The sequence below is a fragment of the Rhizobium sp. ZW T2_16 genome, from assembly GCF_044987325.1.
GTDB lineage: Bacteria > Pseudomonadota > Alphaproteobacteria > Rhizobiales > Rhizobiaceae > Neorhizobium > Neorhizobium cellulosilyticum.
In genome coordinates this window covers 145,890-168,585 of sequence record NZ_JBJDRG010000005.1, presented here as the reverse complement: position 1 = coordinate 168,585, position 22,696 = coordinate 145,890, and the positions used below count along the sequence as shown (strand labels likewise).

Sequence of the window (22,696 nt, the reverse complement as noted above, 5' to 3'; positions counted from 1 at the left end):
TGTTCAGCATCCCGGCGCGGGGCTTTCTCCATCTTATCTGTCTATTTTTTTAGCGCTGCGCGACGGCGCTCCCGGCACCGGTGGATCGCTCCACCCAGTCATGCCAGCCTTCAACGCCGCCATTGAAGACATTGAGGTCGATCTTGCCCTCAACACCTTGCGACAGGCCCGATCCCGAATACTGCCAGAACAGCCACTTGCGATCCGGGTAGATCTTTGACGGGTGAGCGGCCACCGACCTCAGCCAGAAAGGATAGTCACGGAACTGGCCGCGCAGGTGATCCTTGTAGAAATCCGGTGCGGTATAGATGACCGGGCGCTGGCCGTAATGGCGTTCCAGCTTGTCCATGAAGACCTGCATCTTCTCGAGCACCCGCTCGGTCGAAAGCCGCATCTTGCAGTCGGACTGGTGATTGTATTCCACGTCGATCACAGGCGGCAGCGCATCAGGATCGCGCGGGACGTTGCGGATGAACCAGTCGGCCTGCTCGCCGGCGGTACGGCACCAGTAGAAGAAATGATAGGCGCCGCGACGGATGCCCGCCTGCTGAGCCCTGTTCCAGTTCGTCCTGAACATCGGATCGATATGGTCACCGCCATCCGTCGCCTTGATATAGGCGAAGTTGGCGCCTTGGGTGCGCAGTCTCGCCCAGTCGATATTGGCCTGCCAGCGGGATACGTCGACGCCATGCACGGCAAAGTGTCGGGGCGCGACCCGGCCGAAATTCATCGGCTTGGCATCGCTGAAGCGGTGGCCGTAAACCTTCAGACGCTGGAAACCTGCAGAAGGCGGCATTGGCTGGCTATATGGTGGCTGGCTGCGTGAAGAATTGAGTGCCGGCCTGAGCGAGGCGACAGGGCGCTCGGCGGGCACCGGCATGCCCACGGTGGTCGCCAAGCCGTCGAATGCCTGTGTTTCGTGTGCACCGCCATTCCAAGCCAGCTCATGCGGATCTCTCAAGCCTGCCGGCGGCGTGATCGCCGCAACCGGTGTCGGATCGATTGAAGGAACAGACGCTGCCGGCATTGACGGCGGAACGATTGCCTGTGACGGCGCGACCCGCGCGGTCTTGACTGACGCGGGCGGTACGGTCAGCGCTGTCTCTGTGCTGGACGAGGTACAGCTGGACAAGCCGATACAGGTGGCGATGATGGCCGAAGTGGCAGCAGAAAAACGCATGATGACCCGTACGCAAAACACCGATCCCGCCCTGACTGCCTGTTTTCAGGCGCAACACGGGATTTGACTAACGGGACGTTACCGAAGAAACCTAAATGCAATCTTTACGAGTCGTTCACTTCGCCGGCATTCGCCAGCATAAGCTAATAAAATAATCGATGATTATCGCGTGGGCAGGCCCAATAGTAACACCATTGTTAAGAACTTGCGTCCGATACTCGCCTTATTGACATAAGCCAATTCCCAACGGCGTTTCCACTCTCATGCGCTTCATTCACTTCAGGCTGGTTGGCCCGGCCATCATTGCGGTGGCGGTGCTCATCGCTGGCATGGCGACAATCCCTTATGTGGGCATTGCCCAGATCGACGCCGATCTTCGCCAGCGACAGGAGACGCTGGTCAAGCACAATATCGACCTGTGGATCAGCGACATCGAGTTCTCGCTGACCGCATGGACCATATGGGATGAATCCATCTCCAAGATCGATAACAGCTTCGATCTCGAATGGACCGACCGCAATATCGGCGCCTCTCTCATCGGAACATCCCGTACCCGCTTTGTCGCAGTACTCGACCACGACGATCAGCTGATCTATTCCCGTGCGGACGACAGTGTGAAGGATCGCGGCTTTTTCACCCGCGGCATTCCTGCCGTCGTCAAGGATGCGGCTGCCTTGGTTGCAAATGTCCGATCCAGAGAAATTGGACGCGTCATCGAGGGCATCCCGAAACCGGTCAGCATCAGCCGGATCGAAGTTCTGGGAGACGATGCGGTGCTGATGACGGCTGCGCTGTTTCAGCCGGATTTCGGAACCGCCAGGCCGAAGGGCGAACGCGCGCCGATCCTGATCACCGCCATGCCAATCACCGGCACCATTCAGGAATTCTTCGGCACCCGCTTCCTGCTCGACGATTCACGGATGGGGACGCTTGCGCGTGTCGCGCCGGATCGCGCTCATGTCGAGATCGCGGTTGGCCCGGGTGGCGAACCGCAGGTCCTGTCCTGGCGCCCGCCAAGGCCGGCCGCCGACCTTATGTACCGCTCGCTTCCGTTGCTCATCACCGTCGGCATACTTTTGCTGGCCACGGGCATATTCGCGGTCCGTATATCCAGAAACGCCGCCCGCATGCTGCTGTTGCGCGAAAGACGCATGCGCCACGCCGCGACACACGATTTCCTGACAGGCCTCACCAATCGGGCGCTGTTGCAGCCGGAATTCAGGTCGCTGAGCGAAAAGGGACCCCTCGCAGTTATTTGCCTCGACCTCGATGGCTTCAAATCGGTCAACGACACTTACGGACACGCGGCCGGCGACGACTTGTTGAAGATCGTCGCATCTCGGCTACGCGCCGGCATCCGCCAAGCCGACAGGCTCTTCCGACTGGGGGGTGACGAATTTGCGATCCTCATGCCGGAGGTTTCTGCAATTCAGGCCGAGAACATCTGCCGGGATCTTTCGCACTCGCTGGCGCAACCGATCGGACTATCTAAGGGTGATGTGTCGATAGGGGCTTCATTCGGCATCAAACTGGTCGAAAAGGGTGAGACATCCTGCGATACGGCGCTAGGTGCAGCCGACGCCGCACTTTATTATGCCAAGGCGTCCCATCGCGGCAGCGCGATCCTTTCGAGCGATATCCCGCTTGCCCGGCCAGAAGCCGAGCCAATAGCCCCCGTCGTGATCCGTCGTAGCGCGTAAATACCAGCTATCGCCGCAGCAACCTCAGCGCATTGATCGTCACCAGCACGGTCGCCCCCGTATCGGCTAGGATTGCCGGCCACAATCCGGTGACGCCGATAATGGTGGTCACCAGAAACACGGCCTTCAACCCGAGCGCGATGGTGATGTTCTGCCAGATATTGCGCATCGTGCGCTTCGATAGCTCGATCATGCCCGCAATGTCCGAAACCCGGCCATGCAGCACGGCCGCATCGGCCGTCTCCAGCGCCACATCGGTGCCACCGCCCATAGCGATGCCGATATCGGCCGCCGCCAGCGCCGGCGCGTCATTGATCCCGTCGCCAACCTTACCGACGACAAATCCCTCGCGCTGCAGTTCGCCGACGATGCGGCTTTTGTCTTCCGGCATCAACTCGGCGCGCACCTCGATCCCGAGATCCTTGCCGATCGCTCCTGCCGTGCGGGCATTGTCGCCGGTCAGCATCACCGTCTTCACACCTGCATCGGAGAGCAGCTTCAACCCGGCCTTGGCATCGGCACGCGGTTCATCGCGCATGGCGATCGCGCCCGCCAGAACGCCACCGACGACCAGCACGGAAACCGTCTTGCCCTCATCATTGAGAGCGGTAATTCGGCGTGAATGCGCCATCGGCAGCGACACGCGCTCCACCGCCGCCTTCGGCGACCCGAGAAACACCTCTTCGCCCTCGACGATTGCCGTCACGCCCTTGCCGCCCAGTGCCTTCGCCGCGCTTGCCGCTGGAATGTCCAGTTCGTATTCGGCAGCCCTTGCCAGGATCGCCATTGCCAGCGGATGGCTGGACCCGGTTTCCAGCGCTGCAGAGATCCGCAGCACGTCATCCGCATTGCGGCCGAAGGCGATCACGTCCGTCACCTGCGGCTTGCCCGATGTCAGCGTCCCGGTCTTGTCGAAGGCGACGGCCGTCAGCTTGCCGAGCGTTTCCAGAACCGCACCGCCCTTCAGCAGCAGGCCCCGGCGCGCACCGGATGAAAGCGAGGCGGCGATTGCAGCGGGCGTCGAGATGACCAGAGCGCAGGGGCAACCGATCAGAAGAATGGCTAGGCCCTTATAAACCCACTCACTCCAGTCTGCGCCGACAACGAGCGGCGGCAGAATGGCAATGAGTGCGGCCACGACCACGACGCCCGGCGTGTAATAACGCGAAAAACGATCGATGAAGCGTTCGGTCGGGGCCTTCTTTTCCTGCGCTTCTTCCACCAGGCGCACGACGCGGGCGATGGTGTTGTCCTCGGCTGCAGCCGTCACGCGGATGCGCAAAGCCGCATCGCCATTGATCGTCCCGGCAAACACCTGCTCGCCTTCACTCTTGGAAACGGGCGTGCTTTCGCCCGTCACCGGTGCTTCGTCGATCGCACTTGTCCCGGCAACGATGATGCCGTCGGCGGAAATCCGGTCGCCCGGCCGCACCAGAATGACCGAGCCGACAGCAAGGTTTTCCGCCGGCACCTCGCGTGTCTTGCCGCCCTCCTCCAGCAAAGCCGTCTTCGGCACCAATGCCGTCAGGCTCTGGATGCTGGAACGCGCCTTGCCGGCGGCAACCCCTTCCAGGAGTTCTCCGACCAGAAACAGGAAGACAACGGCGGCCGCTTCTTCCGACGCATCGATGATAACGGCACCGACAGCGGCAATCGTCATCAGCATCTCGATCGAGAACGGCGTGCCGGCGAAAGCCGCCATGATCGCCCGTCGCGCGATCGGCACCAGACCGAACAGCATCGCTGCAGTGAAAATATAGCTGTCATAAGCCGGGATGAGATGTCCAACGCCGTAAGCGATGACAAGCGCCAGCCCGACGACGATCGTCAGCCGCCCCTTCTTCGATTTCCACCACGGCCCATCCATCGGCGCGTGATCGTGACCATGCAGGCCTTCGATTTCGGCGTGATCATGGTCGTGATCCTCGTGATCGTGTCCACCGCCATGATGCCCCCCGTGATCATGGCTGCAACCGGGACCATGCTCGTGGTGATCGTGCGACGGGGCATCTTCTCGCCCTGAGGGGGAGATGTCCGGCAGTACAGAGGAGGGTACGCCACCCTCTGCCCTGCCCTTCTTCCCCAAAGCCCTGAGCGAATAGCCAAGCCCGGAAACCTTCTTCTCCATGGCGGCAAGATCGGCACTGCCATCGTGGCTCACCGTCATCGTGCCGGCAGCGACTGAGACGGAAACATCCTCGACGCCCGCAATGCGCCGCGCCGCGGTGTCGATCTTCGCCGCGCAGCTGGCGCAATCCATGCCGCCAACCTTGTAGCGCGCCTGATGCGAGGTTCCGTCTTTCGTCCGGCTATCCGACATGTCACTCTCCGCCATAACTTCGAGTAGTTCTTCTAGGACCTCTAGTGACTAGAGCTGCAAGGGGCTTTTTTCGAAAAACTTTCTCCTGTCGGCAAAAACCACAGTAAATGCGCCTTGAAAAAAGTGGACTGCCCGCCAAACAGGCTTGCGAGCCGATCGCTCAAAAAATAGAATTGCCCCCAAAGTCCGGGGGTATTCCCGGTCAACCGGTTTTCCGAAAGGTCTTCGTCCCGTGAACGTCTCCCGTCTTCTTCGCGCGTCGGCTATCGCCGTCATCGCCTCCTTCGCCGGCGCGTCCGCCGCCAGCGCCCAGTCGAAGACCCTCACCATTTCCTGGTGGGGCTATAACGGCGAGAAGATGAACGCCAACATCATTGAGCCTTTCAAGAAGATCTGTGGTTGCGACATCGTCTTCGAGACCGGCAACAATGCCGACCGCCTGAACAAGCTGCGCCTGCGCGACGGCAAGGGTGTCGACGTCATCTACCTCTCCGACAGTTTCTCGCAGCTCGGCATCGAACAGGGTCAGTTCCTCGAAATCGACCCGGCCAAGATCCCGAACCTTGCGGATATCTACGAACTCGGCCGCCAGCCGCAGGGCAAGTACGGCCCGGCCTACACGATCGGCCGCGTCGGCATCGTTTACGACAGTGCCAAGGTCAATCCGCCGATCACCTCGTGGAACGATCTGTGGCGCGCCGATCTGGAAAAGTCGATCTCGCTGCCGGGCATCACCACCACGGCCGGCCCGATGGTCGTGCTGCAGGCTGGCAAGCATGGCGGCACGGATGCGTTCGAGGATAGCGAAGCTGCATTCTCGGCGATCGAGGAACTGAAGCCGAACGTCGTGAAGAACTACAATACCGGTTCCGAACTGGTGAACCTCATCTCCACCGGCGAAGTGCGCGTCGCAATCGCCCAGGATTTCACGCTCGCCTCCATGCAGGCAGCGGTCCCGACCATGACCTGGGCAAAGCTTACCGATGGTGACATCGCCACCGTCAACACGGTCAATATCCCGAAGGGTTCGGAAAACGTCGAGCTTGCCTACCAGTTCATCAACTTCGTGCTGTCGAAGGAAGTGCAGCAGAAGGAAGCCGAACAGGGCGTCGATGCGCCGATCAACACCAAGGTCGAGCTGACGCCGGAACAGGCAAAAATGTGGACCTACGGCGCCGAACAGGTCAACAGCCTGTCGCGCATCGACTATGCCAAGATGAACGAAGCCAAGACCGACTGGATCGACCAGTGGAACGAGCTGTTCGCGCAGTAAGCTCGGCGTAAAATTGCCCCTCACCCTAACCCTCTCCCCGCTTGCGGGGAGAGGGAACGTGCCCTACTCGACGTTTAAATGTGGCAGAACGGATGCGACACCCGTCCTTCTCCCCGCCTGCGGGGAGAAGGTGCCGGCAGGCGGATGAGGGGCCGAGCGAAATCGAGACGAAACTTATGAACAAGTTCGCCAAATGGGGACTGACACTGCCGGCGACGATTGCGGTCGTGCTGCTGCTCGTCATTCCCGTGGTCCTCACCATCGCCACCACATTCGGCGAGCCGAAGGGCGTATTTTCCACCTATACTGCCTTTTTCAACAGTGGGTTCCGCACCAACATCCTTTACCGGACGCTCAGGATCGCGCTGATCACCACGGCGATATCGCTCGTCATCGGCTTCCTGACGGCTTACGTCATCGCCCAGATGCCCGGCCGGCTGAAATCGATCGCCATCATCGCCGCGGTCTTCCCGCTGCTGACCGGCGTCGTGGTACGCTCATTTGCCTGGTTGATCATTCTCGGCAAGAACGGCATCCTCAACAGCTCGCTTCTGTCGCTCGGCATCATCTCCGAACCGCTGTCGATGCTCTATACCGAAGGTTCGGTCATCGTCGCGATGGTCTATCTCTTCGTGCCACTGATGATCCTGACGCTGACCGGCGTACTCGAGGGCATCCCGCGCGATGTGGTGGAAGCCTCCGCCTCGCTCGGCGCAAAGCCGATCGCCACCTTCTTCCAGGTCATCCTGCCGCTCGCGGTCCCCGGCCTCATCGTCGGCGCGGTCCTCGTTTTTACCGGCAGCTTCACCTCCTACGCCACTCCGCAGCTTCTGGGCGGCGAGCAGATGATGATGATGGGAACGCTTCTCTACCAGCGCGCCATGGTCACCTTCGACTGGGTCGGCGCGTCCACGATCGCGGCAATCATGGTGGTCATCACCATTGCCATCGTTTCGATCATGAGCCGCATCGCGCGGCGTCTCAACCCGATGGCGGTGTAACGACCATGACAGCCCGTATCCACCCGCTGCTTGGCGCCTTCGCCATCCTGGTCTTCCTGTTCCTGCTCGCACCGCTGGTCATCATTATCGGCGCTTCGCTCAGCGACACGACCTACCTCACCTTCCCGCCGCAGGGCCTGACGCTCCGCTGGTTCTGGAACATCTTTGAAATCTCCGCCTTCCGAAACACGGCAATCACCAGCTTCCAGGTCGCCATCCTCGGCACCGGCCTATCTCTCCTGATCGGCATTCCGGCAGCCTATGCGCTGAACCGCTACCGTATCGGCCTGCCGAAATGGCTCGGCACCCTGTTCGTTTTACCGATCCTGGTGCCGGAAATCGTCTTCGGTTTCTCGCTTTTGAAGTCGATCACCATCGGCATGGGCCTGCCCGTCTATCCGAGCCTGATCATCGGCCATGCGCTGCTCGTGCTGCCCTATTCGGTGCGCGTCGTCGGCGCCTCGCTCGCCTCCTTCGACTTTTCGGTCGAAGAGGCGGCCATCAGCCTCGGCTGCCCGCCGCTCAAAACCTTCTTCACCGTCGTATTGCCGAATATCCGCGCCGGCGTTATTGCCGCCTTCATTCTCGCCTTCATCACCTCGATCAACGACGTGTCGATCTCGGTGTTTCTGACCGGTCCCGGTATTTCCACCCTGCCGATCCAGATTCTCGCCCATATGGAACAGTTCTTCGATCCGACCATCGCCTCGGTTTCAGTGCTCCTGATGCTCGTCACCGTCGGCGTCATGGCCATCGTCGAGATGACCCTCGGCCTCACCTTCCTGACAAAATAGACAAGAACGCCCCGATCCCATGACCGTATCGCTGACCATCGAAAACCTCTCCGCCCATTACGGCCAGACCCAGGTCCTGAAAGACCTGTCGATCTCGGTCGCGGCCGGCGAACTCGTCTCGCTTCTCGGCTCGTCCGGCTGCGGCAAGACCACGACGCTGCGCATCGTCGCCGGTTTCCTGCAGCCGACCTCCGGCCATGTGAAGCTCGGCAATCGTGACCTCACAACGCTTCCCGCGCATGCCCGCGATATCGGCCTCGTATTCCAGAACTACGCGCTCTTCCCGCATCTCACCGTGCAGGAAAACGTCGCCTTCGGCCTCAAGCAGCGCGGCATCTCCGCCGCAGACCGGGCAAAGCGGGCCACCGCCATGCTGGAGCGCGTCGGCCTAGCCAATCTTGCCGACCGCCTGCCCGGCGCACTCTCCGGCGGCCAGAAGCAGCGTGTCGCGCTCGCCCGCGCGCTCGTCATCGAACCGCCGCTATTGATGTTCGATGAGCCGCTCTCCAATCTCGACGCCAAGCTGCGTGTCGACATGCGCGTAGAAATCCGCCAGCTGCAGAAGGCGAATGGTACGACCTCGCTCTACGTCACCCACGACCAGGAAGAGGCATTCTCGATCTCCGACCGCGTGGCGATCATGAATGCCGGCCGCATCATGCAGCTCGATACGCCCGAAGTGCTCTACCAGAAGCCGGCCAACGCCTTCGTCGCCCGCTTCGTCGGTTTCGAAAACCTCATCCCGATGAAGACCGTCGCACGCGATGGTGCGATCGTGACAGTGGAAGCCGCAGGCGGCGCGAAACTGCACCTGTCGCAGGATGTCTTCGGCCCGATCAAGGATGATTTCGTGCTTGCTACCCGCCCCGATGGTCTGGTCGTGCGCGGCCAGGGCGAAGGCATCCCCGCCACGCTCGGCACCCGCACCTATCTCGGCCGCGCGTACCAGTACAAATGTGAGACGGCCGCCGGCGAGATCACCGCGAACGGAGCCCTTTCGGAGCTGTTCGAACCCGGCGCCAAGGCTGTTCTCGTCCCGGTGCCGGAGCAGTGCTGCATTCTCGCTCCCGAGAAATAAGCCGTCCTTCGCGCCCTGATTGAACCTGCGCCGCGCAAGCTTCGATCAATATTGTCGTCCCTAGCCTTCACGCAGATGGAGGCATCTGGATACCATTGAGGCTTCGCCTTGTGGTTCCTGCATAAAAAGGGAGAAAACATGGTCTACGAGTGGGATGCTCGAAAGGCGCGCCGGGCACGGCTCGTCAGGACTGCGATTGTTTGCCTTGCGGTCACGATTGCATTTCTGCCGCTGTCCTACATTACTCTAGGGTGAATGTGGCGCTTATTGCAACTGCGTCACCTGTTTGGGTGACGATTTGCTTATGTTACTATGCTGTCATAAAGGCGGAGTTACCTGAGCTCCGATCTGACTTTCCAGCCTTTGGCCCCTCGCCCAACCAGCGAGGGGCTTTTTCGTCTGGCGACATCAGGCTGAAATGACCACGCGTTGCATCAAGAAAATATGCGCATATAATCTGCGTATATTCCGGAGCTTCTCATGCCGACACCCGCACGCAAAGCCGCCAACCTCTCGCTCGACAGCACGCTTCTCGCCCAGGCGCGCGAGCTGGATATCAATCTCTCGCGCGCTGCCGAAGACGGCATCGCCAAGGCCGTTAAGGCGGAGCGCGAACGCCGCTGGCTGGAAGAAAATGCCGAAGCTATCCGGGTCTACAACGAATATGTCGAAAAGAACGGCCTGCCACTCGAAGAATATCGCACGTTCTGATGACCCGGTTCCATATCCACAAGCTCAAGGGCCGTGATGGCTTTATCATGGATCTGCAGGCTGATCTTCTTGACTCCATAGAGACCCGTGTTGTCGCGCCCCTTGTTCCTGTAGTCGAGATCGGACCCGTATTCGTTAAATTGAGTCCTCGCGTCGAGATAGAAGGGCAAGCTTATTACATCCTCATCCCTTCGATGGCCTCATTGCCGAAACGGCTCATTGGCGAGTCCGTCCTTGATCTCTCCCACCATTCGGCCGAAATCACCGCAGCCACCGACTTTCTGTTCCAGGGCTTTTGAGAGGCCGCGCCGCGAACAAACTCTCTCTTGCGTCAAGGAAGTCGACCGGAGCAGCCGGGTTTATAAAGGTGCCGTTAGACCGCAATCCTGAGGTTGGCGCCACGGGGTTCGGCTGCGAACTTTGCGGCCTCGTGCTCCAGCAGTGGTGGAGCGAACAGATAGCCCTGAACACTTGTCCCGCCTAATGCTGTAAGAGCCGCGAGCTCTTCTTCCGTCTCGACACCCTCGATCACGCAATCCAACCCCATGTCTGCACTTAGTGCCAGCAGAGATTTCACGATCTTATAGCTGGACGGCCGCAAATGCAGGTCCTTGACGAAGCTGCGATCAATCTTGAACTTTGTCAGCGGCAAGGCGTGAAGGCGCGTGAGGCTTGAGTATCCGGTTCCGAAATCATCAAGCGAGATCCCACATCCCAGTCTTCGAAGGGTCTCGACGGATTGCGTGACCTGTTCAAAATCGTGGGCGAAAGCCGTTTCGGTAATCTCGAGATCAAGGCGCTTGGGATCAAAGCCACTTCTCTGAATGATGCCCACCAGCATTAAGACGCTGTCGTTGGAGTTCAAGTCGTGGGCAGACAGGTTGAACGACAGGCGCAGAGATGGTCCCCACAGCGAGGCCGCGGCCAACGCCTTCCAGAGGAGCGGCTTCGTAAGTGAGCCGACGATTCCCGCTCGTTCTGCGATAGGGATAAAGCAGGCCGGAGAGATTTTACCAAGCTGTGGGCTATCCCAGCGTGCCAGAGCTTCAAAACCTATCGTCTGCGGGCCACGGACATCGATAATCGGTTGGAAGACCACTGACAGCTCGTTTTCGAGATCGGCCTGCTTCAGTGCGCTTTCTATCTTCGCCTCGAAATTGATTTGATATTCATGATCAGAGTCGAACAACACCGCGCCACCGCGCTGCTTCTTCTTGGCGTGGTAGAGCGCATAATCGGCGCGCTCGAAAAGCTGCTCGCAGTTAAGCGCAAGCTCGGGGAACACCGCGATCCCCATTGACGCCGAGATATGCACCGTACCTTCCGGTAAACGGTAGGGCTCCCTCAACTTGGCCGCGATGGCGTTGGCATTTATTACCATCTGTGTATTTTCCGGCGGTAGAGGAGCGATGATCGCGAATTCGTCACCACCTAGTCTGAAAGCCGTGCTGGCCGTCAGCGTGGTAGATAGGCGTGCGGCAACCTCTGCGAGGAGACGATCACCAACCGAATGGCCGTAAAGGTCGTTGACGGGCTTGAAACCGTCGAGATCCATGACGCCGAGAGCCAACCGCACTCCGTCAGCTTGCGCCCTCGCCAGTTCGGTTTCCAGTTCTGCAAAAAACGCACGCCGATTGCCAAGTCCGGTCAAGCTATCCAGGTTGGCGAGCCTGAAGTTCTCGCAGCTCAGAGCCTCGCTTTGCTGCTTAGAAACCACCATACTTTCGAAATTTCGGTAGTTCGTCAGCAGGATGGACATCATGCCGGTGCAAACCAGCAAGACGTTGATCGCAATGGCAACAAATGTTGGCTGTGCCGTCGAGGCGAAGAAAGCGATAAATGCGCCATTGACGATGAGTGTCACGATAAAGGCCGCCGAGCGCACATACATCAGGCAGAAGATGCAAGAGATGACGGTAATGGCCATGTAGAAGGCGACATGCGAACGGGTGTAGGCGTCGCCATATGGGATCAGCGCGAAAGACCAGAGTGTGAAAGCCATGGCAATGGCGCCCGCAAGCCGATTGGTGCGCAGGAGTGCAGCATGTGCAAGGTCTGGAGATGGATCTGAATTCCTGGTTCGTAGCCAGAAGATCGCTCTTAGCAGGCAGCAGCCCGTAAGCAGCATCGGCACGCCAAGTGTCAACCACGCGGGCGCGATCCGCATGTGCGTCATAGCAAGCGCCCAGGTACTGGAGAGCAGGATGAAATACATCATCGGCATTTGTCGCGTGAAGGCCCGATATTGAGCTTTGAGAAGCTCAGGGTTCTCGTTTTGAACCGACATGAAGTTCCGGATACCGCGCCACGCAATGTGTATATTCATAAGTTCGCCCATCAACTGATGAGCGGCTCCTAACATACGCATCATTACAATCGCGCAAATTAGCACGGTTAATCAAACCTGCAGGACGCTGGTGCCACCTTGCGGGCCCGTGACGGGATCGAGGTCCAGGTGCACTGATCCAATGACCGCAATAGGCTGGATACCGGTCATCGTGGGCAATTGCTGCCAAAGACCTCGGCAAAACGAGATGAAGGCTAAGCGTTTTGAAGGACGGTCTCCTCGAGATCCGGCACACGGCCGGGGATGATTTCGAACCTCCCTGCAATCGTTTCAATCGCTTGGACAAAATTTCATCCCCGCCCTCTCGCCCATGCCTACAATCCCTCCGTTCCGTCACGGATACACCGGCAGTCGTGCCGGCGAGGCGGGACCGGCGCTGGAGGTGGAGAGAGGACGTAACTCTCCATCACCGGGGTCTGCGGAAAGTGGTCTCCCTCCGGCGACACGGGGGAAGCGGCAAGGTTTTCGGACCGGCCTGCCGCTTCTGATGCCCGAACGGCGCGTCGGATGTGCCTGTGCGGCACACATGGTGGCCTGAAGGATGGTCTCGCCGGGCTTCGACCAAGTCCGTCCGTGAGAACGGAAGGCCCGGCGGCGGTGAAATGGAAGGTTGGCGATAAGTCCTCGGGTTAAACCCGAGGATCCGTCCGTTTTCCATCGAGCCAGACGAACATCATCCGGCAAGGCAACGGCAGAGGGATCGGAGTCGTGGATAAAAACTGCCGAACGGGGCGCTGAGAGGTGTCACCTATAAACTAACTTACGAGGCAGCTTTCAGCGCCCCGTCCGACTTCTGGCCAAGGCCAACGATAAAAATCTCATGATCGCCAAGGGCTTATTCCGTTTTGGAAAGTATACCGAAAACCAGGCGTCCATCCTGTCCAGATCATACCGATAAGTATGACTTTATTGACGATTGTTCTCGACAGCCGCACCGCCCCCGCGCTATCGAAGGGCGCAATAAATCTCGGGAGGAAATCCGGTATGCCTAAGCCTGTGTCGATCATCCTTGACTGGGGCACGAGTTCGCTGCGTGCAGCACTCGTGTCGGAAACGGGCGAGACGCTCGACACCCGAGACACGACGAGCGGTGGCATTCAGTTTGTCAAGGACGGCGCGTTTGAGGCTGCACTGATGGAAGCCGTCGGCAGCTGGTTTGCCTCTCACGGCCCGCTTCCCGTCATCGCCTCGGGCATGATCACCAGCCGCAACGGCTGGATCGAAGTTCCTTACGTCGATGCGCCTGCCGGCTTGGCGGAGCTTGCCGCTGGTACGAAGCAACTGACGCTTCAGAACGGCGCAACCGTCACCTTTCTGCCTGGCATGCGAGATCCGGCGGCAAAGCCGTTTCCGGACGTCATGCGCGGCGAGGAAACGCAGATCGTCGGTTTCGGTCTGAACAAGGATTGCACCGTTGTCCTGCCCGGCACCCACAGCAAATGGGCACGCGTCGAGGGAGGCCGCATCGCCGGTTTCCAGACCTATGCGACGGGCGAGGTCTTTTCGCTTCTCACCAAACATTCCTTCATCGCCAAGGCGCTGGAACCTGCCCCCGGAGCCGAACCAGTCTGGTCTGCCTTCGATCTCGGCGCAGAGTTTGCAGCAAGTGATGCCCGTGCCGCCGATGCCTTTCTGTCCGCCGTCTTTTCCGCCCGTACTGGCGTTCTCGCCGGCGTCCTGAAGGCCGAAGATATCGGCGATTACGTCTCCGGCCTCGTCATCGGTTCCGAATTCCGCCAGGCCCGCGCCGCCGGCTGGCTCATCCCCGGCGAAGCGATCGGCATTGTCGGCAACAATGTGCTGAACAGCCGTTACGGTCGTGTCGCGCCACTCTTTAATCTCACCGTGATCCCAAGCACGGCGGATGCCGCCAAACGCGGCGTGCAGCTGATCGCCGGCCAATTGCAATTGACGAAATAAGGACGTTTCCCATGAACCTCCACGACGCGCTGAAAGAATGCAACCTGATCGCCATCCTCCGCGGCATCAAGCCGGAAGAGGTCGAGGCGGTGGGCGAAACGCTGATCGAGGCCGGCTGGCGCATTCTCGAAGTGCCTCTCAATTCGCCCGATCCGCTGAAAAGCATCGAAAAGCTGCAGAAGCTTTTCGGTGACAAGGCGCTGATCGGTGCAGGCACCGTGCTGACGCCTGCCCAGGTCGCCGATGTCGCCGCAACCGGCTCCAAGGTCATCATCTCGCCGAACGCCAACCTGTCGGTCATCGAGGCGAGCGTCGCCAAGGGCATGGTCAGCCTGCCCGGTGTCGCCACCCCGACCGAAGCCTTTGCCGCGATCGGCGCTGGCGCCACCGGCGTCAAGGCATTTCCAGCCGAAGCCATTCCGCCTTATGTCATCAAGGCCTGGAAGGCCGTGCTGCCGAAGGAAATACCGGTTCTGGCCGTCGGCGGCGTCACGCCCGACAACATGAAGGCTTTCGTTGATGCCGGTGCCGCCGGTTTCGGCATCGGCGGTTCGCTCTACAAGCCCGGCGACAGCGCTGAGGCGGTCGGTGCGAAGGCAAAGCAGTTCATCGAGGCCATGCGCGCCATCAGATAGTCGTTTCACCTCTCGCTTCCTTCTAGCTTCCGACGCAATCGACAGATAATTTGACGGCCGATTCGTCGTCCTTGAGAGACGACAGGAAGATTTGAAGGAGCCTGAGCTTGACGGATATGAAAAGCGGCCTGGTCGAACTGAAACCGCAGATCACCGTCATCGGTGTCGGTGGTGGAGGTGGCAACGCCATCAACAACATGATCGAAGAGGAACTCCGCGGTGTGGAGTTCGTCGCGGCAAACACCGATGCACAGGTTCTGGCCACGTCCAAGGCGTCGCGCCGCATCCAGCTCGGCGCCCAGATCACCGAAGGTCTCGGCGCAGGTTCGCTGCCCGATATAGGGCGTGCTGCCGCTGAAGAATCCATCGACGAGATCATGGATCATCTTGCCGGTTCGCATATGTGCTTCGTCACCGCCGGCATGGGCGGCGGCACTGGCACGGGTGCGGCACCTGCGATCGCCCGCGCCGCGCGCGCCGCCGGCATCCTCACCGTCGCTGTCGTCACAAAACCCTTCACCTTCGAAGGCCAGCGGCGCATGAAGACGGCCGAAGCGGGTATCCTGGAACTGCGCGATGCGGCCGATACCGTCATCGTCATTCCGAACCAGAACCTCTTCCGCATCGCCGACGCCAAGACCAGCTTTGCCGACGCCTTCATGATCGCCGACCGTGTGCTTTTTTCCGGTGTCGGCTGCATCACCGACCTGATCGTCAAGGAAGGCCTGATCAACCTCGACTTCGCCGACGTGAAGTCGGTCATGCGCGGCATGGGTCGCGCCATGATGGGTACCGGAGAGGCCTCCGGCGACAATCGTGCACTCGCAGCGGCAGAGCTGGCCATCGCCAATCCGCTTCTCGACGACATCTCGATGCGGGGTGCCAAGGGTGTGCTGATCTCGATTTCCGGCGGTTCGGACATGACCCTGTTCGAAGTCGATGAAGCGGCAAGCCGCATCCGCGACGAGGTGGAGGCCGATGCCGATATCGTCGTCGGCGCGATCTTCGATCGCAACCTCGACGGAAAATTCCGCGTCTCGGTGGTTGCCACCGGTCTCGACGGCGATCGCGGACCGGCTCCGCACCCGGCCGGCTGAAAACATCCTTCGTGACATCCCCGACGTCACGCCCGTGCTATAATCTCGCACCGAGCAGATCCGCGCATCTGTTCGGTGTCTTCGTTTTGCGGCTCTCAGCCCGTTAGTTTCAGCTCATCACAAGCGAATATACAATATTCGCATTTTCTAATTCTTCCTGTGGATGAGACTCAAGGCCACTTCAACCGAACATGACTGTGAATTACAAAATCTTCATTTGACGCCGCGGCAGCAAATATCCACCGTTTGTTCCAGCCGCCATGATGGCGGTTAGAAGCCTGCACGATGTCATCATGTCATCGTGCAGGCTTCGTCCTCTGACCGCCTTCCAGCGCAGGTCAGATTTCCTTGATCAACTGCTCTGCAATACGAACGCTGAGTGCCGCCCCGGTCAGCGTCGGGTTCATGCAGGATGCGGAAGGCATGACGCTGGTGCCGGCGATGAACATGTTCGGATGGTCATGCGTGCGGCAATCGCGATCGACGACGGAATCGGTCGGGTCGTCGCCCATGCGGGTCGTGCCCATGACGTGCTGGCGGTTCTGCCATTTGACGTCGGTCGACAGGACTTCGGCATCCAAGAGTTCGGCGATCTTGTTCAGATCCTGCAGGCCACGGTCGCGGCCGGCGTTCCAGTAATCGGTGACCGAGTAATAGAGGACCGGAACCGGGATGCCGAGCGCATCGAACTTGGTCTTCGACGGCGTGACGCGGTTTTCGGCGAGCGGCAGCGGTTCGAAATCGATCGCCCAGTTGAGCGAGCGGGCCGAATATTTGCGGATCTGCTCGTCCAGCTTGGAGCCGAGAATGCCCTTCTTGATGAAACCCTCGGTCATCTGCGCGGTCGGAACGGTATTGCGCACCTTGATCTTGTAGCTCGGATAATCCTTGCGGAATTCGCCGTCACGCTGGTTGAGATACACCAGAAGCTCGGTCGGGCCTTCACCCGGCCACATGTCTTCCTTGGTCAGCATGTTCATGCTGATGCCGGTATGGTCCATCAGGTTACGGCCGACCTGATCGGAAGAGTTGGCGATGCCGTTCGGATATTTTTCCGACGTGGAGATCAGCAGCAGCTTGGCGCTCTCGATACCGTATGCGGCAAGCACGAAATACTTTGCCGTCAGACGATGTTCGGAATTGTCCGGCTTCTTGTACCAGATCGCCGTGATCTTGCCGTCGTCGCCGGCCTCTATTCTGTAGACCGGCGAATTGTCGAGCAGCTTGGCGCCGTGGCGCTCCGCCTCGTCGATATGCATCGAGCCATCGTATTTGGCGCCGATCGGACAGACCGGGTTGCAATTGTTGTTGCCGGCGCAGACCGGGCGGTTACCGTAAGGGCGCGAGGCGCGGCCATGCGGTTCGAGCACCGGATTGAAGCCGCCGACCGAGAGCTTTTCCGCCAGCGTATCGAACATGTAGCTGGTGTTGAGCTGCTTCATCGGGAAGGGCATCGAGCGCGGCGGCATCGGTCCGCCACCCTGACCGCTCTCGTCCTGGCCGTCCGTGCCGGTGACGCCGAGTTCCAGTTCGGCCTTGTTGTAATACTGCTCCAGATCGTCGTAACCGATCGGCCAGTCACGGCCGCGACCGTAGAGCGACTGGAGCTTGAAATCGTTCGGGATCATCCGCCACAGAGCCGAGCCGAAATGCCAGGTCGTGCCGCCGACGACGCGCAGATAGGAGGTGTTGTACTTCACCGGCCCTTCATATTGCAGGTAATCGCCATAGGTGGATGGCGCCCAGGGCATGCTCGGGAAGGGTGAACCCGCACCCTGCAGCTTGGCATTGGCAAGCGACAGCTTTACCGGCGCATTGCGGTAGGTCTCGACGATCTCGCGGCGATTGACGCGCGGACCGGCCTCCAGAACGATCACCTTCTTGCCGGCCTTGGCGAGATTGGCGGCAACGATGCCGCCCATGACGCCCGAGCCGATAACGATCAGGTCCGCATCATAGGATGTGTTAGCCATTGTCTTTGTTCCTGTCAGATCTTGCTACCGGGCTTCGGTCCCCAGGCATTGGGGCCGGGACCATAGGACGGGACGGTAAGGAGGCCCTTGGTCGGGCGGTACATCAGCGAGTCGGCATAGGTGATCAGCTCGGCATCTTCCGGCTCGCCGACAACGCCGAGATACCAGGCGGAAACCACCTTGGTGGCGGTCTTCATCAGCGCCGGATCGGTACCGGTCAGCGCCAGAAAGCCGTCCATGTTCGGCACGCCGGATTGCTCGATGAGACCGGAAAGCGCTGCAAGGCTGGCATCGAGATCGGCATCGCGTTTCTTCAATGCCGCAAGAAAGCGGGCGCCGAGAACCGGGTCGAGCGTGTAGCCGGTCAGGAACTCCGACAGCTGGGTGAAAGAGGCGGCACTGTCGTCAGCCGCAAAGGCCGAAATCGGGCCGGCAAGGCTTGCGGCAACGGCCAGACCACCGAGGGCGGCAGTGCCGCGCAGCAGGCTGCGGCGGGAAAGATTGGGACCGGACATGGCCGGGGAGGAAGGATCAAAAGGCATCAGGATCTCCGGGGGAGCGTTCAATGCGAAAAGGGAAAGCGATCAGGGCTCAGCCGAGCGCCGGGCGCGAACGACGACGGCGCGACAGTAGCCAGACGATCACGGCAAGCACGATGACGGCAGCGACGATCGCAGCGGGAGCCGCAAGCGGCGCGAGCTTGACGATCAGAGGCTTCTCGCCACCGTCACGGATGCGTGCCACATCGGCAGGCGTCACCTTGACGGACGGATTGCCGTAGTTTGCCAGAACATAGTTGCTGACATCGGCGATATCCTTATTCGACAGACGATCCGTGTAGGACGCATCGGCACCGAAGGCCGGCATGAAGGCGACATGATCGCCAACCTTGCGATGCAGACCATAAAGGATGGTCGATACGAGGTTGTCGGGACGGTCCTCACCGGTCGCGGTGTTGTTAAACAGCGACGGATAATGATCGTTGCCCTGCCCTTCCACCTGGTGGCAGGCAGCACAGCTGCCGCTGAAGATGTGATAGCCGTTTTCTTCCGGCGACTGGCCGGGCAGGCCGCGCAGCGAAGCTTCGACCTCGCCCGAAGGTTTGCCGAGATCGGCACGCGAGGTCTTTTCTGCCGATCCGATCGCCGGCACGTCCTTGAGGTAGGTGACGATCGCCTTCAGGTCGTCGTCGGAGAGATGCTGCAGGCTGTTTTCGACCGCTTCCGCCATCGGGCCGGCGGCCTGCGCCTTGCCGGGGACATTGCCGGTCTTAAGATACTGGATCAGCTGATCGTCGGACCAGCCGCCGATACCGGCATGCTTGTCGGAGGTGATGTTGGGCGCATACCAGGAACCAACCGAACCGCCGGCGAACGCCTGGCTGGCATCTTCAGCCATGAAGGCGTTGCGCGGCGTGTGACAGGTGGCACAGTGCTCCAGCGCATCCGCCAGATAGGCGCCGCGGTTCCATTCGGCGGACTTGGCCGGATTCGGCTGGAAGCGGGTCTTGTCGAGGAAGAGCAGGTTCCAGACCGCCATGGATGTGCGGATCGAGAAGGGGAAAGGCAGCTCGGTCTTTTGCGGCTTGTGGTCGTCTGGCTTCACCTCGTGCATGAAATAGGCATAGAGCGCCTTCATGTCGTCATCGGTGATCTTGGCATAGGCAGTGTAGGGCATTGCCGGATAAAGGTGGCTGCCATCCTTGGCGACCCCTTCACGTACGGCGCGCGAAAAATCCTCTTCGCTGTAAGTGCCGATACCATCTTCCTTCGACGGCGTGATGTTGGTCGAGAAGATCTTACCGAGCGGCGTGTCGATGCCGTAGCCACCGGCAAAGGGCGTGCCGCCATGCGGCGCGGTGTGACAGGCGGCACAGTCGGCAGCCGTCGCAAGATAGCGGCCGCGCGCCACGAGATCGGAAGTCTCATCTGCGAAGCTCGCGCCGGCCGTTGCGACCAGCGCGGAAAGACAGAGAATTGCGGGGCGGAGCGATGCGGAAATCGGCGCAAACAAAGTGCCGCCGAAAGACGTACCGGGCGAGACAGGAGGCTTAGGCATATATCCCCGTGCTTTCATCAAGCATGAACAATCGACATCGGTTCCAGACGTGCCTCCCACACGCAGGGCCGATCTTCATCGCCGCAAACCGGGGTGGCACATCGGGAGAATGCCACTCGTATTGAAGCGATTCTTGAACAAAAAAGCTTGATTAACGGGTTCAGGATTAAACCTGAGGCGTGTCGATGTGTCGCGGTGCGACTTGATCTGTGTCATAGCGCTGCAAAAGATAGCTTGTGTAGTCGGTTTGTCGTACAAACAGCCTTCACCAATTGTGAAAGCTTAAAACCATGAAATTCGACCTCACGGATCTCAGGATATTTCTCTCGGCAGTAGAGGGCGGAAGCCTGACGGCAGCGGCCTTGCAGAACAATATCGTGGTGGCTGCGGTCAGTGCGCGGCTGCGCAAGATGGAAGTCAGCTTCGGGCTTCCGCTGGTGGAGCGGACCGGGCGCGGTATCAGGCCGACGCTTGCAGGCGACATACTGGTCGGCCATGCGCGCAAGGTGCTTGATGATACGCGAAAGCTGGAGATCGAACTCGATGCCTTTTCGGAAGGCCGCGGCGGCACAATCCGCCTGCTATCGAACACCAACATGCTTTCCGAGCATATGCCGCAGTTGCTCGGATCATTCCTGCGGCAGAACCCGGATATATTTGTCACCGTCACCGACAAGCCGAGCATGGAAGTGGTCAACCTGCTGAGAAACGGCGAGGCGGATATCGGCATTGTCGCATCTTCGGCGGACATGACCGGTCTCGAGCGCTGGCGCTTCGTGCCGGACAGGCTGGTGCTGATCGTCCCGGGCGACTGGGCTCTGGAAGGGCCGGTTGCCTATGCGCGAATTCTGGATCATCCGCTGATCGCGCTGAACACGACGGTCGCCCTGTCGCAATTCCTGCGGCGGCTAGCCACCGAGCTTGGCAGACGGGCGAATATCCGCATCCGGGTCGAAAACTTCGAGTCGCTTTGCCGAATTGTAGAATGCGGCGCGGGCCTTGGAATCGTACCGGAAAGTGCTGCCCGGCGGTATGGCCGTGACATGGGTTTTCGGACGCTTGAGATTGCCGACGGCTGGGCGGAACGCGAACTTTATGTCTGTGTGAGAAATCAGCAGCAGCTTCCCCTCTACGCGCAGAAACTGCTGCTGCATTTTCAGACCTATGCCGAGGAAGCGAAAAACGCGGCTTTTCGCGAGGCCGCAATCGTTAAAATTTGAAACATTGTCGCAGATTTGAACATCGTCAATTTCGGTCAAAATCCGGAATGACAGTAGTTCATTTCGATGCAAGAAACCCAATCAGGGAATAGGGAGGGTATTTCTTACGGCGAAAGTTTAATTCATGGATGTTTCAGATTTTCACGATCATTCGCAATTATATCGCGAAATAGAAATCCCGTTCGATTTTGCGGAGATCTTCTTCTCCAGAACGGACACGCGTGGGAAGATCCAGTCCGGCAACGAGGTGTTCCAGCGCATAAGCGGCTATTCCTGGAGCGAGCTTGCGGGGAAGCCCCATAACATCATTCGCCATGAAGGCGTGCCGCGTGCCGTATTCTGGTTGCTGTGGGATCGTCTGAAACAAGGTCTCCAAACCGGCGCCTATGTAAAGAACAAGAGCAAGGACGGCCGGTTCTACTGGGTTTATGCCATCATAACCCCATGCGAAGGCGGTTATCTTTCCGTTCGCATCAAGCCGAGCAGCCCCATCTTCGGTATCGTTCAGGCGGAATATGCTGCCCTTGCCCGGATGGAGATAGAGGAAAAGCTGTCACCGTCGGAAAGTGCAGCGCGACTGATGACGCGCCTTTCGGCTCTCGGTTTCGAAACCTACGATGCCTTCATGGCAACAAGCCTTTCTGCCGAATTCTCGCTGCGCGACATGAACCTGCAGAAACAGTCGCGGCAGACACTTGCGCTTTATGGACGGTTGATGCCCTCTGCCGCGCGGCTGCTGACCGCGGCCCAGCAGATCTCCGACGGGTATCTGACCTACCGCTTCGTGCCGCTCAACCTGCTGGTTCATGCAGGCCAGATCGGTGAAGCGGGTGCGGCGATTGCAACCATCTCGACGAATTACAACACGCTTTCGGAGGAAATAGAGCGAGGGCTGGACGGCTTTCTGCAAGCCGCCCGAACCGTGTCACACACAATTAGCGTCGGGGCTTTTCTGCTTGCCACATCCTATGTGCAGCGGGAGATCGCCTGCAGTTTCAGAGATGAAGTCCCCATCGAGGGGGTAGACCATGCGACCGAGAAGAATTTTCTCGACCAGCAGCAGTCGACCTATCAGGCCGAAGCATTAAAGAGCCTGACCGGCATCGAGGACGAGTTGAAGATTTTCTTCCAGATGGTTTCCGAGATGAAGCGGCTGGCCTCCGGCCTCGCGGCAATCCGCATCATGGGCAAGGTGGAATCGGGGCGGCTGAGCGTCGCCGTCGTGAAAGATCTGATCATGGATCTGGAAGCGTTTCAGGATATCGTTCAGCGCGGCCTTGCCGACATATTGCAGGCCAATGACGCGCTAAGAATGGATACGTCGCGCCTGCTGGAGGCCTATGCCGCCGAAGACGCCTGACATCGAGGCAACTGAAAGATACCGAAACA

Annotated in this window: 18 protein-coding genes; 12 read left to right on the top strand and 6 right to left on the bottom strand. The window is 59.6% G+C overall.

Going from position 1 to position 22,696, the window contains the following annotated elements; genetic code table 11:
* Nucleotides 1-49 precede the first annotated feature (49 nt).
* The gene (locus ACI3K0_RS15550) at nt 50-1,180 is read right to left on the bottom strand and encodes a GH25 family lysozyme (protein ID WP_183826085.1); all 1,131 of its coding nucleotides are present in this window, start codon (nt 1,178-1,180) and stop codon (nt 50-52) included.
* 263 nt (nt 1,181-1,443) lie between these two features.
* Between ACI3K0_RS15550 and ACI3K0_RS15545 the strand changes: the two genes are divergently transcribed.
* Nucleotides 1,444-2,880, top strand: a complete 1,437-nt coding sequence (locus ACI3K0_RS15545; RefSeq protein WP_404945586.1) for a diguanylate cyclase domain-containing protein — start codon at nt 1,444-1,446, stop codon at nt 2,878-2,880.
* 7 nt (nt 2,881-2,887) lie between these two features.
* Here the strand turns inward: ACI3K0_RS15545 and ACI3K0_RS15540 are convergent, their stop codons facing one another.
* Nucleotides 2,888-5,200: a heavy metal translocating P-type ATPase gene (locus tag ACI3K0_RS15540; protein ID WP_404945585.1), complete on the bottom strand. Its 2,313-nt coding sequence runs from the start codon at nt 5,198-5,200 to the stop codon at nt 2,888-2,890.
* 265 nt (nt 5,201-5,465) lie between these two features.
* Here ACI3K0_RS15540 and ACI3K0_RS15535 point away from each other — a divergent pair, with 265 nt between their 5' ends.
* From ACI3K0_RS15535 to ACI3K0_RS15510, 6 genes are all read left to right on the top strand, one after another.
* Nucleotides 5,466-6,473 (top strand): polyamine ABC transporter substrate-binding protein, encoded by a 1,008-nt coding sequence (locus ACI3K0_RS15535; RefSeq protein WP_404945646.1) that lies wholly within the window; start codon nt 5,466-5,468, stop codon nt 6,471-6,473.
* A gap of 176 nt (nt 6,474-6,649) precedes the next feature.
* Nucleotides 6,650-7,474 (top strand): ABC transporter permease, encoded by an 825-nt coding sequence (locus tag ACI3K0_RS15530; RefSeq protein ID WP_183826111.1) that lies wholly within the window; start codon nt 6,650-6,652, stop codon nt 7,472-7,474.
* Between the two features lie 5 nt (nt 7,475-7,479).
* A complete protein-coding gene (locus ACI3K0_RS15525) occupies nt 7,480-8,268 on the top strand; it encodes an ABC transporter permease (RefSeq protein WP_206826758.1) in 789 nt (262 codons plus the stop codon).
* 19 nt (nt 8,269-8,287) lie between these two features.
* The gene (locus tag ACI3K0_RS15520) at nt 8,288-9,346 is read left to right on the top strand and encodes an ABC transporter ATP-binding protein (RefSeq protein ID WP_206826757.1); all 1,059 of its coding nucleotides are present in this window, start codon (nt 8,288-8,290) and stop codon (nt 9,344-9,346) included.
* Nucleotides 9,347-9,826: 480 nt separating this feature from the next.
* Nucleotides 9,827-10,057 carry a type II toxin-antitoxin system CcdA family antitoxin gene (locus ACI3K0_RS15515; RefSeq protein ID WP_148148668.1) on the top strand — a complete coding sequence of 77 codons (231 nt, stop codon included), beginning with the start codon at nt 9,827-9,829 and terminating at the stop codon, nt 10,055-10,057.
* Complete coding sequence (locus ACI3K0_RS15510) at nt 10,057-10,356, top strand: CcdB family protein (RefSeq protein ID WP_404945584.1); 300 nt, start codon at nt 10,057-10,059, stop codon at nt 10,354-10,356. The genes ACI3K0_RS15515 and ACI3K0_RS15510 overlap by 1 nt, the downstream gene beginning before the upstream one ends.
* Before the next feature lie 74 nt (nt 10,357-10,430).
* Here the strand turns inward: ACI3K0_RS15510 and ACI3K0_RS15505 are convergent, their stop codons facing one another.
* Nucleotides 10,431-12,383: a putative bifunctional diguanylate cyclase/phosphodiesterase gene (locus ACI3K0_RS15505; RefSeq protein ID WP_404945645.1), complete on the bottom strand. Its 1,953-nt coding sequence runs from the start codon at nt 12,381-12,383 to the stop codon at nt 10,431-10,433.
* 1,005 nt (nt 12,384-13,388) lie between these two features.
* On the opposite strand from ACI3K0_RS15505, the gene ACI3K0_RS15500 reads away from it, so the two are divergent.
* From ACI3K0_RS15500 to ftsZ, 3 genes are all read left to right on the top strand, one after another.
* Nucleotides 13,389-14,324, top strand: coding sequence for a 2-dehydro-3-deoxygalactonokinase (locus ACI3K0_RS15500; RefSeq protein WP_404945583.1), 936 nt, complete (start codon nt 13,389-13,391; stop codon nt 14,322-14,324).
* Between the two features lie 11 nt (nt 14,325-14,335).
* Nucleotides 14,336-14,959, top strand: a complete 624-nt coding sequence (locus ACI3K0_RS15495) for a 2-dehydro-3-deoxy-6-phosphogalactonate aldolase (RefSeq protein WP_148147051.1) — start codon at nt 14,336-14,338, stop codon at nt 14,957-14,959.
* Between the two features lie 116 nt (nt 14,960-15,075).
* Entirely contained in the window at nt 15,076-16,056 is a 981-nt protein-coding gene (gene ftsZ, locus ACI3K0_RS15490; RefSeq protein ID WP_373289484.1) for a cell division protein FtsZ, read from the top strand.
* Between the two features lie 338 nt (nt 16,057-16,394).
* Here the strand turns inward: ftsZ and ACI3K0_RS15485 are convergent, their stop codons facing one another.
* The 3 genes from ACI3K0_RS15485 to ACI3K0_RS15475 are packed head-to-tail and all read right to left on the bottom strand — an operon-like array spanning nt 16,395 to nt 20,087.
* Entirely contained in the window at nt 16,395-18,029 is a 1,635-nt protein-coding gene (locus tag ACI3K0_RS15485) for a GMC family oxidoreductase (protein WP_206826750.1), read from the bottom strand.
* Between the two features lie 14 nt (nt 18,030-18,043).
* The gene (locus tag ACI3K0_RS15480; protein WP_206826748.1) at nt 18,044-18,571 is read right to left on the bottom strand and encodes a sugar dehydrogenase complex small subunit; all 528 of its coding nucleotides are present in this window, start codon (nt 18,569-18,571) and stop codon (nt 18,044-18,046) included.
* Between the two features lie 49 nt (nt 18,572-18,620).
* The gene (locus tag ACI3K0_RS15475) at nt 18,621-20,087 is read right to left on the bottom strand and encodes a c-type cytochrome (RefSeq protein WP_404945582.1); all 1,467 of its coding nucleotides are present in this window, start codon (nt 20,085-20,087) and stop codon (nt 18,621-18,623) included.
* Between the two features lie 290 nt (nt 20,088-20,377).
* Here ACI3K0_RS15475 and ACI3K0_RS15470 point away from each other — a divergent pair, with 290 nt between their 5' ends.
* Both ACI3K0_RS15470 and ACI3K0_RS15465 read left to right on the top strand, forming a co-directional pair.
* A complete protein-coding gene (locus ACI3K0_RS15470) occupies nt 20,378-21,307 on the top strand; it encodes a LysR family transcriptional regulator (RefSeq protein ID WP_404945581.1) in 930 nt (309 codons plus the stop codon).
* Between the two features lie 124 nt (nt 21,308-21,431).
* Nucleotides 21,432-22,667, top strand: coding sequence for a PAS domain S-box protein (locus ACI3K0_RS15465; protein WP_404945580.1), 1,236 nt, complete (start codon nt 21,432-21,434; stop codon nt 22,665-22,667).
* Nucleotides 22,668-22,696: the final 29 nt, after the last annotated feature.